The organism is Metallibacterium scheffleri (assembly GCF_002077135.1).
In the GTDB taxonomy this organism is placed as follows: domain Bacteria; phylum Pseudomonadota; class Gammaproteobacteria; order Xanthomonadales; family Rhodanobacteraceae; genus Metallibacterium; species Metallibacterium scheffleri.
The window spans coordinates 265,010-277,870 of the sequence record NZ_LDOS01000005.1 but is presented as its reverse complement, the minus strand read 5'-3'; the positions used below and the strand labels follow the sequence as shown (position 1 = coordinate 277,870).

At 62.9% G+C, this 12,861-nt stretch carries 18 protein-coding genes and 1 pseudogene; 11 read left to right on the top strand and 8 right to left on the bottom strand.

Annotated elements, in window-relative coordinates:
* The first annotated feature begins 46 nt into the window (after positions 1-46).
* The 3 genes from Mschef_RS16540 to Mschef_RS16530 all read left to right on the top strand — a co-directional run bounded on the left by Mschef_RS16540 (position 47) and on the right by Mschef_RS16530 (position 2,107).
* On the top strand, positions 47-376 hold the full coding sequence (locus Mschef_RS16540) for a cupredoxin domain-containing protein (RefSeq protein WP_081130321.1): 330 nt from the start codon (positions 47-49) through the stop codon (positions 374-376).
* A gap of 4 nt (positions 377-380) precedes the next feature.
* Positions 381-1,244: an FTR1 family iron permease gene (locus Mschef_RS16535; protein ID WP_081130320.1), complete on the top strand. Its 864-nt coding sequence runs from the start codon at positions 381-383 to the stop codon at positions 1,242-1,244.
* An 89-nt stretch (positions 1,245-1,333) separates the two neighbouring features.
* Positions 1,334-2,107, top strand: coding sequence for a hypothetical protein (locus Mschef_RS16530; RefSeq protein ID WP_242426578.1), 774 nt, complete (start codon positions 1,334-1,336; stop codon positions 2,105-2,107).
* Positions 2,108-2,489: 382 nt separating this feature from the next.
* On the opposite strand, the gene Mschef_RS16525 is transcribed toward Mschef_RS16530, so the two are convergent.
* Positions 2,490-2,822, bottom strand: coding sequence for a YnfA family protein (locus Mschef_RS16525; RefSeq protein ID WP_081130319.1), 333 nt, complete (start codon positions 2,820-2,822; stop codon positions 2,490-2,492).
* Positions 2,823-2,904: 82 nt separating this feature from the next.
* A complete protein-coding gene (locus Mschef_RS16520; RefSeq protein WP_081130318.1) occupies positions 2,905-3,465 on the bottom strand; it encodes an outer membrane beta-barrel protein in 561 nt (186 codons plus the stop codon).
* 222 nt (positions 3,466-3,687) lie between these two features.
* Here Mschef_RS16520 and Mschef_RS16515 point away from each other — a divergent pair, with 222 nt between their 5' ends.
* The 6 genes from Mschef_RS16515 (at position 3,688) to Mschef_RS16495 (ending at position 6,709) form a co-directional block, all read left to right on the top strand.
* Complete coding sequence (locus Mschef_RS16515; RefSeq protein ID WP_168708863.1) at positions 3,688-4,089, top strand: ArsR/SmtB family transcription factor; 402 nt, start codon at positions 3,688-3,690, stop codon at positions 4,087-4,089.
* Positions 4,086-4,583 (top strand): hypothetical protein, encoded by a 498-nt coding sequence (locus Mschef_RS16510; RefSeq protein ID WP_081130316.1) that lies wholly within the window; start codon positions 4,086-4,088, stop codon positions 4,581-4,583. The genes Mschef_RS16515 and Mschef_RS16510 overlap by 4 nt, the downstream gene beginning before the upstream one ends.
* Complete coding sequence (locus tag Mschef_RS16505; RefSeq protein ID WP_081130315.1) at positions 4,580-5,272, top strand: glutathione S-transferase family protein; 693 nt, start codon at positions 4,580-4,582, stop codon at positions 5,270-5,272. Before Mschef_RS16510 ends, Mschef_RS16505 begins: the two co-directional genes overlap by 4 nt.
* Positions 5,273-5,367: 95 nt before the next feature.
* On the top strand, positions 5,368-5,631 hold the full coding sequence (locus Mschef_RS17490; protein ID WP_136256314.1) for a hypothetical protein: 264 nt from the start codon (positions 5,368-5,370) through the stop codon (positions 5,629-5,631).
* Positions 5,631-6,200 carry a peroxiredoxin family protein gene (locus tag Mschef_RS16500; protein ID WP_168708862.1) on the top strand — a complete coding sequence of 190 codons (570 nt, stop codon included), beginning with the start codon at positions 5,631-5,633 and terminating at the stop codon, positions 6,198-6,200. Before Mschef_RS17490 ends, Mschef_RS16500 begins: the two co-directional genes overlap by 1 nt.
* Positions 6,197-6,709: a hypothetical protein gene (locus Mschef_RS16495; protein WP_081130313.1), complete on the top strand. Its 513-nt coding sequence runs from the start codon at positions 6,197-6,199 to the stop codon at positions 6,707-6,709. Before Mschef_RS16500 ends, Mschef_RS16495 begins: the two co-directional genes overlap by 4 nt.
* A gap of 113 nt (positions 6,710-6,822) precedes the next feature.
* On the opposite strand, the gene Mschef_RS16490 is transcribed toward Mschef_RS16495, so the two are convergent.
* The 6 genes from Mschef_RS16490 to merT all read right to left on the bottom strand — a co-directional run bounded on the left by Mschef_RS16490 (position 6,823) and on the right by merT (position 11,422).
* Positions 6,823-8,175 carry a dihydrolipoyl dehydrogenase family protein gene (locus tag Mschef_RS16490; protein WP_081130312.1) on the bottom strand — a complete coding sequence of 451 codons (1,353 nt, stop codon included), beginning with the start codon at positions 8,173-8,175 and terminating at the stop codon, positions 6,823-6,825.
* Positions 8,176-8,203: 28 nt separating this feature from the next.
* Entirely contained in the window at positions 8,204-8,566 is a 363-nt protein-coding gene (locus tag Mschef_RS16485; RefSeq protein ID WP_081130311.1) for a MerC family mercury resistance protein, read from the bottom strand.
* Between the two features lie 13 nt (positions 8,567-8,579).
* Complete coding sequence (gene merA / locus Mschef_RS16480) at positions 8,580-10,271, bottom strand: mercury(II) reductase (protein WP_081130310.1); 1,692 nt, start codon at positions 10,269-10,271, stop codon at positions 8,580-8,582.
* A 96-nt stretch (positions 10,272-10,367) separates the two neighbouring features.
* The gene (gene merC, locus Mschef_RS16475; protein ID WP_081130309.1) at positions 10,368-10,781 is read right to left on the bottom strand and encodes an organomercurial transporter MerC; all 414 of its coding nucleotides are present in this window, start codon (positions 10,779-10,781) and stop codon (positions 10,368-10,370) included.
* Positions 10,781-11,059, bottom strand: coding sequence for a mercury resistance system periplasmic binding protein MerP (gene merP, locus Mschef_RS16470; protein ID WP_081130308.1), 279 nt, complete (start codon positions 11,057-11,059; stop codon positions 10,781-10,783). Before merP ends, merC begins: the two co-directional genes overlap by 1 nt.
* 12 nt (positions 11,060-11,071) lie before the next feature.
* On the bottom strand, positions 11,072-11,422 hold the full coding sequence (gene merT / locus Mschef_RS16465) for a mercuric ion transporter MerT (protein ID WP_081130307.1): 351 nt from the start codon (positions 11,420-11,422) through the stop codon (positions 11,072-11,074).
* A 70-nt stretch (positions 11,423-11,492) separates the two neighbouring features.
* Between merT and merR the strand changes: the two genes are divergently transcribed.
* Together merR and Mschef_RS16455 are read left to right on the top strand one after the other, a co-directional pair.
* Positions 11,493-11,900, top strand: coding sequence for a mercury resistance transcriptional regulator MerR (gene merR / locus Mschef_RS16460; protein ID WP_081130306.1), 408 nt, complete (start codon positions 11,493-11,495; stop codon positions 11,898-11,900).
* Position 11,901: 1 nt separating this feature from the next.
* Positions 11,902-12,846, top strand: a pseudogene (locus tag Mschef_RS16455) (site-specific integrase); the annotation flags it as partial.
* Positions 12,847-12,861 lie beyond the last annotated feature (15 nt).

Genomic DNA, 12,861 nt, shown 5'->3' with positions numbered 1-12,861 from the left:
CGAACGGTTATTGTTTGCAACAACTCCGCACGATGAAACGAATTCGATGAAGCTCTCCCTTATAGCTGCAACCTTGCTGCTGAGCATGACGGGTACGGCGGTCGCCCGGGACTTGTCGACCTTCACGCTGGTCGTGAAGAACCACGTCTATCAACCCGACGAATTGAAGGTTCCCGCTGGAACCAAGTTCAAGCTCATCGTACGCAACGAGGATCCCACTCCAGAAGAGTTCGAGAGCACGGACTTCAATCGCGAGAAAATCGTGCTGCCGAACAGCAGCATCACTGTGTACGTTGGGCCGTTGCGTGCCGGTAGTTACGGATTCTTCGGCGACTTCCATCAAGCCACGGCTCAAGGCCGGCTGATCGCGGAGTAATCGCATGCTTGGCGTAGCGCTACTGGTATTTCGTGAGGTGATGGAGGCGGCCTTGATCGTCTCCATCGTCTGTGCTGCCACCCGTGGTGTGGCGCGACGGGGATGGTTTGTCACCGCAGGCATTGGATTGGGCATCGCCGGCGCCCTGCTGGTGGCCATGGGGGCCTCGCTTATCGCTCGTCTGGCCAGTGGTTCCGGCCAGGAAATCTTCAACGCGTGCGTGTTGCTGTCTGCCGTTCTGATGATCGGCTGGCACGTGGTGTGGATGTCCCGACATGGCCGCGAACTGGCGCAGCACATGGGAGCCGTCGGCAGCGCGGTCAGGGCAGGCTCCAGCTCACTGACGCTGTTGCTGGCGGTAGTGGCGATTGCCGTGCTGCGCGAAGGCTCCGAGATCGTGTTGTTCCTCTACGGCATGGTCATCGGTGGTATCGGCGCAGTCGGACTGGCGGGCGGGATCGCCTTGGGCGTGGGCAGTGGGGCACTGCTTGGCTTCGCGCTGTATTTCGGCCTGCTGCGGATCCCGATGAAGCATTTCTTCACCGTCACCAACGGGATGCTGGTGTTGTTGGCATCAGGACTGGCGTCCACCGCGGCACGCTTTCTGGTGCAAGGCGATTTGCTGCCGTCTTGGGGAACTCAGGTGTGGGATACCTCCGGGCTGCTGTCGAACGGTTCGCTGGCCGGTCAGACGCTGGGCATCCTCATCGGCTATGACGCCCACCCGTCGGGGATTCAGCTGGTCTTTTACGCCACTACATTGCTGCTGTTGGTCGTCGGCATGCAGCGACTAAGCCGAACCTCGCCGTCGCCCTCACCAAGGATGCGCTCGCCACTTGCGGATCCAGCTTCCGAGTCCTTGCGTTAACCCATCCCCTTTTGTTGCTCGCTCGTATCCCCGGCAGGTGCCGCCGGACGGGAGCGTGTGTCTTGAATCGTCATCCCAGGAGCCACCTCGTGTCCCCATCCTTCTCTCGAAAATCTCCGGCTCTACGACCCCACGACCGCGGCCGGCGTTCGCGCACTCTGACGATAGGCGCGATCCTGCTACTCGCTACCGGCGTGGTCCAGGCAGACGATTTCATCGTTTATTCGCCGCACGTTCTCGCCACCCAGTCGGAGATCGAGCTGCGCGGTTATAGCTACAGTGATCCGCGCGCTGACTTCAACGGCGGCCGCGCGGCCGAACTCTCGATTTCCCACGCGTTCACCGATTGGTGGAAGCCGGAAATTTATCTCACACGCTATGAGAAGGAACCGGGAGGCTCTGGGCGCCTGTTGGGCTACGAGTTCGAGAACACGTTCCAGTTCACCCAGCCGGGTGAATATTGGGCTGACTTCGGATTTCTGGCCTCGTACGAACACCAGATTGTCGCTGACAAACAGGATGCCTTCGAATTCGGACCGCTGGTCGAGAAGACGGTTGGTCGGTTCACCCACCGGTTCAATGCCATTTGGGAGAAACAGGTCGGTGCGGGCGCCAGTGGCAAATACGAGTTTCGTTACAGCTACTCGGGCACCTACGCGGTGTCTGCCGCCTTCCGTCCCGGCATTGAAGCGTATGGGCGTCCCGCTGACCATGCTTATCAGGCCGGTCCCATCGTTGCTGGCGAATGGCATGTCCCCGGCACCACCAGCAGTCTCGAATACCGATTTGGCGTGGTGCTTGGTCTCAATGCGGCGGCACCCCGCCGAACGTGGCTGGCTCAGGTGGAGTACGAGTTCTTCTGATGGATAGTCGAATCATCTTTGGATGACTCGCCCCATCATGAGATAGGACCCATGAGCGTGCACGGCCTCGACTTACCTGCGCTGCAGCATCATCTCGGCCTGTGTACCCTCTCACGTTTGCGCCGTGTCCACTGAGCGGGCGCGAGCGCAAATCCATCGTGGTCATGGCCTCGGCCGCGAACCGCGGCCCCGATTGCGTGTCGCATCATCTGGATGTGCTACGACACCAAGAAATGGCATGAGGGATGAGGCTGTTCTGACTGCTGTGACCGATGCTCTGGATCAGCCAGCTACGCGGCAGCCTGTGAGCAATGTTGCTTTACGAACGAAGGGCCGCTATCACCCGTCAAGGATGGACGAAGCGTCCACTTTTCCCCGCAACTCATGCGCCCCGCGGCCCATAGATTATGATCCCGGCACCGAGCAACGCCAGCAGCCCGCCGATGACATCCCATCGATCCGGAACGGCGCGGTCCACGCCCCAGCCCCAAGCCAGCGACAGCACGATGAAGACGCCACCGTACGCCGCGTAGACCCGGCCAAAGCCGGCGGGTTGCAGGGTCGGAATGACGCCGTAAAGCGCCAATGCCAATGCGCCGAGCAGGCCCAGCCAGGCGCTCTTGCCTTCGCGCAGCCATAGCCATACCAGATAGCCGCCGCCAATCTCGGTCAGGCCGGCAAGAAGAAACCACAAAGAAGATAAAAGAATACGCATGCTTTCAGGTTAACCGCTCAGCGGAGGCGCCAGCTCACGAGCAATGGAGCCTCCGCGGGAGGAGCCATAGTAACAACTTTCGTCAGAAGTAGTAATTCATGCCGACGGTGAAGTTGTTGTTCGTGAGGGACGCATTGGCCGGACCGGTATTGCCGGCCTCGTAAAGCCATTCGCCGGTCACGCTCCATTTCGGCGTGAACTTGTACTCGATCCCGAGACCGCCGTGGAATCCCGAGCCGCTACCGCTGGCGTCGCCCATGCCACTCAGACCACCGTAGCCGACCTTGGCGTAATACAGCACCGGTCCGCTGGCCCAGCCGTACTTCGTGTCCATCCCGTAGGCCTGACTACCGATGCTGAGGCGACCTGTTGTCCCGCTCACATCATGGTCGGTGGCGGCGTTGTAGTCATAGTAACCGTCCAGGCCAAATACGAACCCGCCTTGGCTTTGCCAGTTGTAGCCCAGCTCATAGCCGAGCGTCCATGAGCCGGTGCTGTTGACGGCGTCGCCGGAGGTCTGGCTGTAACCGGTCTTGGCGCCGTTGTACCAACCCTGAAAGGAGGTTTGCGGCGTCTGTGCGCTTGCTGTGCCCGCGAGTGCGAGCAGGCCTGCAGCGACGATCGTTAGGGTGCGATTTTTCATGAGTGATCTCCTGATAGACGTTAAAAATACGGCGGCCCTCTGAGGCCTTCGCTGATCGAGGTGGCTGGCGGCGGACAAGGTAGCCGGGGCGAAAGTAGCGATCAGTTGTTCAACAATATTTGATCTATTGCTACTAGTCAATAATAGTTGTAATATTGATCTCTAATAGATTCACCCATAGGTTTCGACAAGCAACCTGCAACCCACCAAGTGATGCCTCCGATGCCCCAACAAACTTCTTCGGCAATGGAAAGCCAACATGCCTGCGACCTTCTGACGGCCCTCGGCCATCCAGTCCGGCTGGCGGTCTTTCGTGAGCTGATGGCGTACGGGCCGGCCGGCGCGCCGGCCGGTACCTTGGGTCTTGCGGTGAACCTGGCACCCAACGCGTTGAGCTTTCACCTCAACCGTCTCAAGCAGGCAGGCTTGGTGACGGCACAGCGCGCGGGCCAACAAACCATCTACCGAGCGCGCCTGAACACCATGCGCGAGTTGATCGTCTACCTCGATGACACCTGTTGTCGGGATGTGGCGACGGGTTGCGGCCCGCAGTGTCCGCCGAAGCAAACACCCATCCGACTGGCAACGATCGCCACCCCCAAAATCAAGGAAACACCACCATGATTGCCTTGCACTCATCGAAGCCCCCCGTCACGCTCAAGCGCTTCTGGAAAGCTGTCGCCGCCGGAGTGATCACCAGTATCGCTGCGGCCGCCATCATGGCTATCGGTATGAAAACCGGCTTGTCGCCACTGCCCAAACCGCTGGGCCTGGCATTCGCGGAGTGGGTGCTCGGTCGCGCACTGCCGCTACCGATAGGCATGCTGTTTCATCTGGCCTACGTCACCGGCTGGTCAGTACTGTTCATCATGCTGGCACCCGCTCGTTGGCTGCGGTTCTGGCCGATTCTGAGTTTTGGCCTGGCGCTGTGGCTGCTCGCCATCTTCGTGATCACGCCGCTGGTCGGCTGGGGCATCGCCGCCACCGCCGTAGCGGGACCCAAAGGCATCGTGGCCACGCTGGTCGCACACCTTCTGTTCGTTTTCTTCCTGTGGTTGAGCTGCCGCTGGCTGTTCCGCTCTGAGGCGTCAGGGAAAGGGAAGGCGCCCTCGGCGTGATCGAGCTCTACGCCGCCAGTACGCCGAACGGGCGCAAAGCCACGATCATGCTGGAAGAAACCGGCTTGCCCTATCGGCTGCATACACTGGATCTGAGTGCCGGCGACCAGCACACCCCGGCATTTCGCCAGCTCAACCCCAATGGCAAGATTCCGGTGATCGTCGATACCGATACGGGGCAGACGATCGCCGAATCGGGTGCCATTCTCATTCATCTGGCGGAGAAAGCCGGCGCGTTGTTGCCGGCTGACCCGGCCTCACGCATGGCGGTGCTGCAATGGTTGCTGTTTCAGGTCGGCAGCGTCGGGCCGATGGCGGGGCAGTACAACCATTTTCGACGTCACGAACCGCGCGATGAGTATGCGTTCGGACGGTACCGGGATGAGGTGCTGCGCCTTCTCGGCGTCATGAACGATGCGCTGAAGGATCGGGATTTCATGGGCGGAGATTACTCGATTGCTGATATCGCCCTGGTGCCATGGCTGCGCGCTTTGCAGCGTTGGGACCTGTCGTTGACGGACTACCCGAATGTTTCTGCGTGGTATCAGCGACTGATGGCGCGGCCTGCGGTGAGTCGCGGCTTTGCCATGCTGGACACGCCGGTCCGGTCCAAGGATGCCCGTGCCGAGCCCGATACGGATGAAGGCATCCTGCTGGCACACAACGGGTCGACGGCGGGCTCCGTGTGACGCCGCCAGAGCGACTGAATAAAAACATTCATCAAGCCCACCATGGTGCTGCTGGTACGCATCACGCGGCGCAATGTTCCTACGGAGGAAACCCCATGAAAGAAAGCAAAGTTGTTGCGGTAGGTCTGGTGGGTGGTGTGCTGGCCGTGCTCTGCTGCGCGCTGCCAGCATTGACCCTCGCCGGTGGGCTGGGCGTGGGCCTGGCCCTGCTTCACGGCGTTGGTGCCCATTGGCCGGTTGTGTTGGCAGCGCTTCTGGTGGGACTGGGCGCGCTTGGTGCACTGGCAGGGATCCGGCGTAAATCAAAATCAGGATGCCATCAACGCGGATGCTGCACCCCCACGGGAGACAATGCCTGATGTTCACGAGCGTCAACACCTTCAAGAATCAACGTACCGGCCCGCGACGCATCCTGCTGCCGTGGCTGCTGCTCGGTATTTTCATGATCATCAGCGCATCGGCGACAGCGACAAACACGCCGATCGCGCCCACGGCGACCTATACGGACACCCACGGCCAGACGGTAAGCACCGCCACGCTCAAGGGCCACGCCAGCATGGTCTGGTTGCTGTCCACATGGTGTCGCAGTTGTTCCGCTGGCCTGTCCAGTCTTAACGCCCACGTGGATCAGCTACGCGCCAGTGGCCTGCACGTGGTGATTCTGCGCACCTACCAGAACGGGGGCGTCACGGGGCCGGACATCGCGAGCTTCGTCGCCCAAAACGCCCCCGCGCTGATGAAGGCGAACGTGTCGCTAGGCGAAGCCACGCAAGGTCTGGAGCGGGTCTACAACCCGAGGCATTACCCCGATATTTATTATCTGATTGATGCGAACGGGCGGATCCAAACCGTTGATACGGCGCCCTCGATCACCCTGAACAAGATTCTCGACTTCGCCAAGGCCCACGCTGGAGAGTCTCGGCCGTGACGATCATCTTCGGTGCGCTTCGACGCGCCGCCCGCGACAGGGCGGCGCGATGGTCGGCGATCGTGGCGTTCCTCATCTTTGCGCCGGTGTACGCAATCGCGCTGCCGGCCTCGTTGACGGGTGGACACCTTGGCTGGATGAACCTGCGATTCCTGAGCGTGGAAACGGGATTGTTCGCGTTGGCCATGAGTCTTTCGCTGGGGCTCACCGTGTTGCTGATGGTGTTCGTGTTGCGCGAGGGCCAGCGCGCACGCGGCACGCTGGCGACCGGCGGTGCACTGCTGGGCCTGTTGACGCCCTTGCTGTGTTGTAGCCCCATCCTACCGATCCTGTTCGGTTTGATGGCATCGGTTTGGCCCGCGATGGCCACTGCCTTGCCTGGCCCGCTGCAGGGTTTTATTTCCCGGCACGAGACGATGTTTCTGCTGACGGCGCTGATATTGATGTTGCTGGCGTTGTATCAGAATGCCCGTCGCGCGATGCAGGGGCCGAGTTGTCGGATCGACTGATCCTCAGACATGGCCGCCCGCAAGTCGAAGGTGTTCTCGCGTAACGGGTAACTTGGCACTCTCCTTATCGGGCGTGTGCGCTTGTGCGAGCCAGGCACAGCTGTGCTGGGTTTTCACGGCAGCATGGATTCAATATCCGATGCCGCGGTGGGGTAGGCAAAGGTGGCGTGGCGGATCGCATCCGCACCGAGCCCGCTGCGCATGGCAAAGCCGAACAGATTGATCACCTCGGCGGCATCCGGACCGATCAGGTGGGCGCCGAGAATGCGCCCGCTGCCTTCTTCCACCAGCACCTTGTAGCCGTAGCACGGCTCGTTGACGCGGCGGGCGGTAAACCAGCCCGGCACGCTGGCGTGGCCGACCTTGAAGCGCAGGCCACGTGCCCTGGCTTCGGCCTCCAGCAGGCCGACGCGGGCCAGCACCGGCAGGGTGAACACGGCGCTGGGGATGCCGGTGTAATCCACCGTCGCGTGCTTGTCATGCAGCAGGTTGTCGACCACGGCGTGGGCTTCCATCGCGGCTACCGGAGTCAACGGCAACGGGCCACCGGCGGCATCGCCAGCGGCGTACACCGACGGGTTGGTGGTGCTGTGAAAGTGCGGGTCCAGCGTGAGTCGGCCCTTGTCATGCGCGATGCCCGCGGCATCGAGGTCCAGTGCTTGCAGCGCCGGCTTCCGGCCGCCGCTGTGGATGGCCAGATCGGTGTCGATCACCACGTGGCCGTGCGGGCCTTCGGCGATCACCTCGAAGCCGTTGGGGCTCTTGCGCACCGCCTTGACCTCGTGGCCGAGCTTGATGTCCACCCCCAACGCGCGGGTGCGTTCGACCAACAGCGTGACCAGATCCGGATCGAAGCCGGCCAGTGGCTGCTCGCCGCGGTTGATCAGGGTGACGTTCACGCCGGCGCGCGCAGCGATGTGCGCGAACTCGAAGCCGATGTAGCCGCCGCCGACCAGCACCAGCCGCTCGGGCAGTGTCTCCAGCGCAAGGAAGTCGTCGCTCAGCGCCAGATGCTCGAAACCCTCGATCGGCAGCGTAACCGGTTCGGCTCCGGCAGCGATGACGATGTGCTTTGCCGCAAGCGTTCTGCCCTCGACCTCGACACGGTTGGGACCGCTGAATCGCGCACGGCCGTGGAATGCCTCAATGCCTTGTTTGGCATAGGCCTGTTCGCGATGCCCGGGCACCGGATCGGTGAAGCTGCGCTTGTGCTTTTGCAACGCGGCCCAGTCGATCGAGACGCTGCCGAGCACGCCCTTGCTGGCCATGCGCTGCGCGCCGTCGATCACCTCGGTGGCGGCGATCAGCATCTTCTTGGGGTCGCAGCCGCGCAGTGCACAGGTGCCGCCGAACGGTCGGTGGTCGATCACCGCCACCGACCAGCCGGCCTTGCGGCAGTTGAAGGCGGTGACGTTGGCGGCAGTGCCGCTGCCGATGACGATGAGGTCGTAGCTTGATGAGGTCATGCAAGTCTCCTGTCGAACGGCAGCGTGCTCAGGTGACGCAGCTCCGCGCACGCCGTCCGTTGAAAAAATCCCAGCCGCTGGCGACGACCAGCAACAGCAGGCCCAGCGTGGCGACCAGCGGATGGATGTACAGGCCGACCACGGCCAGCACACCGCCGATCACGCCCAGCCTGAACGGGCGTCGATCCGCGTGACCGCCGGTGGCACGCCACAACAGCCACAGATTCAAGCCCACGAACGCTAGCAGCAGCGGGATCAAGATCGCGTCATGGATCAGAAAGCCCAGCCCGGCCGCCGACAGCGCGCTCAGCAGCAGCGGCAAACCCAGGCAGCAGGCGGCTGCGAACAGCGCGCCGAGCAGGCTGCCAAGCTGCTTGAAAAGATCTTTCATGCAATGGTCTCCCTCAACCGGCACAGCAGGACAGTTGCTTGACGTCCTTGCTGAATGTCTGCGCGGCCAGCTTGAGCCCCTCGACCATGGTCAGGTACGGGAACAGCTGGTCGGCCAACTCGGTCGCCGTCATCCCGGCGCGCAGCGCGATCGCCGCGGTCTGGATCAGCTCGCCGGCGCCGTCGGCCACCGCCTGCACGCCGAGCAGCCGACCGCTGGCCGCTTCCACCACGATCTTGATGAAGCCTCGCGTGTCGAAGTTGGCCAGCGCGCGCGGCACGTTGTCCAGGCTCAGCGTACGACTGTCGGTCTCGATGCCCTTCAGGTGCGCCTCGGCTTCGCTCAGTCCCACCGTGGCGATCTGCGGTTCGGTGAACACCACCGCCGGCATGCTCGACAGATCCAGTGTGGCGTCACCGCCGGTCATGTTAATCGCCGCGCGGGTGCCGCCCGCAGCAGCCACATAGACGAACTGTGGCTGGTCGGTGCAGTCGCCAGCGGCGTAAATGTGCGCCGCTGAGGTACGCAGTTGCGCGTCCACTGCGATGGCGCCGCTTTTCGCCGAGTGCACGCCGGCCTTGGCCAGCTCCAGCGTGTCGCTGTTCGGCGTGCGGCCGGTGGCCACCAGCAGCGCGTCGCCACGCAATTCACCGCTGCTGGTGTCGAGAATGAACTCGCCGTTTTCGTGCCGAACCGAACGGGTCTGGGTCTGGCGCAACACGCGGATGCCCTCGTCGGCAAATACCTGGCCGATGGCCTCGCCGATCGCCGGGTCTTCGTGGAAGAACAGCTCGCTGCGCGCGATCATCGTCACCGCACTGCCCAGCCGTGCATAGGCCTGGCCCAACTCGCAGGCGACCACGGCCGCGCCGAGCACGAGCAGACGTTTCGGAAGATGGTCGGCGGCCAGCGCGTCAGTGGAGGTCCAGTACGGCGTCTCCTTCAGGCCAGGGATCGGCGGCAGCGCCGGCCGCGCACCCACGGCGATCAGGCAACGGTCGAAGCTGATGGTGCGCTCGCCGCCCTCGGCCAAGCGCACGCTCAGCGTGTGCTCGTCGGCAAAACGCGCGTCGCCGCGCAGCAAGGTGATGGCGGGGTTGTCGTCGAGGATATTCTCGTACTTGGCATGGCGCAGATCTTCCACCCGCGCCTGCTGCTGGGCGAGCAGCACGTCGCGACGGATCGCCGGAACCGAGGCGGAGATGCCGTCGTCAAACGGACTGTGGCGCCGCGTGTGAGCCACGTGGGCGGCGCGGATCATGATCTTGGACGGCACACAACCGATATTGACGCAGGTGCCGCCGACCGTGCCGCGCTCGATCACGGTCACTCGTGCACCGCGCTCGGCGGCCCGGAGCGCGGCGGCCATGGCCGCGCCGCCGGTGCCGATCACCGCGATGTGCAGGCCGGCACCCGAACCATCCCGCGCGGGATGCGCTGAACTGCCGCCGGACACAGTCGCACCAACACGCCCATCATCGTCGCGTGCCTGCACCCGGTAGCTGGGTGGCAACGCCGCGTTCAGCACTACCATGGCCAGCGCCGCGTCGACCTGCAACCGGGCGGTGGCAGCCGGGTAATCCACCTGCACCGCATGCACACCCGAAACACAAGAGAGCGCCTGTTGCACGTGGCCAGCGCAGGCATCACAGGTCATGCCGGTGACCTGGAGTGTTTGCTCATTCAAGCGATTTTGCTGATTCATGCGTGTCATCACCTTGGGTTGCGGCCGTGGCCGTCCGGCGCACGGCCAACCGAGCGCGAGTGTGGAGTTCGTCAACAGGTTGGCGAATGGAAAATTTCAGCCGTGGTTCGATTCGCGTGTCGCACAGACCTTTGGCGCCGGCGAGATCAGATCCCGGATCGATACCACCACCATCAGTACCAGCCCCGGATACAGCAGCCAGCCTGTCCGGTGGCCCGACCACCGCATCAGGAACACCGCGGTCAACACCACGATGGGCCCGAGCACTCCGAGTACGGTGCGCCACCACTGGCGATGGTTGATCCAGCCCAGCGCATTGGCGAGCAACGCGATGCCGGCAAACAGCGGCAGCACGATGCGAATGAACACGCCTTCGAACGGACTGAGCACACCCAGCCCGATCGCCGCACCCAGGCTGGCCAAGGCGGGAAAGCAATTCACGCAGGCCGCCGCGGAGACGATGCTGCCAACCAGGCCGGCCTTGTCGGCGACTCGTGCGAGCACGGCCATCAGCGCACCGGCGTCGATGGGTAGCCGGCGTCCGTCGTCGCCTTGGTCAATCCGGCCACGCTGGTCTTGCTGTCGTCATAAGTGACGATGGCCTTGCGCTGGTTGAACAGAATCTGGGTCTTTTCGACACCAGGAACCTTGGACAACGCCGTCTTGACCGTGATCGGGCAGGCAGCGCAGGTCATGCCAGGCACCGACAAGGTAGCGGTTTTGGTGGCGGCCCAGGCCGGTGCACTGACGGCGGCGGCAAGGACAATGAGCAGAGAAAGCTTTTTCATGACAGGTCTCCTTCAGTAGAACAGTGGCAGAACATAGGGAAACGCCAGCGCGACCAGCACCAGCGCCAGCACAACCCAGAAAATGATCTTGTAGGTCGTTCGCACCTGCGGGATGGCACACAATTCTCCCGGCCGACAGGCGTCAACGGGGCGAAAGATCCGGCGGTACGCAAACCACAGCAGCGCCACCGCCACCACGATGAAGATCGGCCGATACGGCTCCAGCACGGTCAAATTGCCGATCCACGCGCCTGAAAACCCCAGCAAAACCAGTACCAGTGGACCGAGGCAACAAGTGGAGGCAAGGATGGCGGCAAGCCCGCCAAGGGCCAGCGCACCTTTGCGGCCGGAAGATTCAGACATGGCAACTCCTGTTTCACGCTAACTGTCGATAAGCTATCGTATTCCCGTAGTCAAGTACGGAGTCAAGCCGATGAATACCGATCTGGACAACATCTCCATCGGCGCCTTCGCCAAGGCCGCCGGAATCGGCGTGGAGACGATTCGCTTCTACCAGCGCAAGCGGCTGTTGCCCGAACCGCAACGCCCGCCCGGCGGCATACGCCGTTATGGCCGCGCGGACGTGGAGCGGGTGAAGTTCATCAAGTCTGCGCAGCGACTGGGTTTCAGTCTCGACGAAGTCGCGCAACTGCTCACGTTGGAGGACGGAACCCATTGCAGCGAGGCGGCGGCCTTCGCCGCGCGGCATCTGGCTGACGTGCGCGCGCGCCTGAAAGACCTCAAGCGCATGGAGACCGTTCTGTCTCGTCTGGTGGCTCAGTGCAGTTCGCACCAGGGCACGATTGCCTGCCCGCTGATCGCCTCGTTGCGCAGCCGTTGAGATGAGTGATTCGCCGCCGCCATCGATCGATCGGTACCTCGCCGCCGCGACACGCGCCAATACTCGGCGCAGCTACGCCTCCGCCGTACGTCATTTCGAAGTCACTTGGGGTGGTCACTTGCCGGCCACCGCAGACAGTGTGGCGCGCTATCTCGTCACCTATGCCGGCACGCTGTCGATCAATACACTCAAACAGCGCCTCGCTGCACTTGCGCAATGGCACACTGCGCAGGGCTTTGTCGATCCGACCGGCGCATCCGTCGTCAAACAGGTGCTCAAGGGAATCCAGGCCCTGCATCCGGCGATGGAAAAGCGGGCCGAGCCTTTGCAACTGACCCAACTGGCCATGGTGGTCGATTGGCTCGACTTGGCCATCGACCATGCGCAAGGACGTAACGACGGTGCCGCAGCTCTTCGGTACCGGCGCGACCGCGCCCTGATTCTGCTCGGCTTCTGGCGAGGCTTTCGCAGCGACGAGTTGATTGGCCTGCAGGTTGAGCATCTTCAGCTCGTGCCGGGTCAGGGCATGACCTGCTTCCTTCCACGCACGAAGGGCGATCGTCAGCACGAGGGCACCACGTTTCGCGTTCCGGCGCTGTCGCGCTGGTGCCCGGTCACGGCCACGATGGACTGGATCGCCGCCGCGCAGCTCACTCAGGGGCCGTTATTTCGCCAGGTCGATCGCTGGGGACACGTACCGGAACGTCCGCTGCACGCCAATAGCATCATTCCCCTGTTGCGCCGCTTGTTCACTCTGGCCGGCCTGTCCACCCCGGACCTCTACAGCGGTCACTCGCTGCGCCGTGGCTTTGCCGGCTGGGCCAACACCAACGGCTGGGATGTGAAAGCGTTGATGGAATACGTCGGCTGGAAAGATGTGCACTCGGCCATGCGCTATCTCGACGGGAACGACCCGTTTGCGCAAGCTCGCATCGAACGCGGGCTAGCCGACAAGATCACG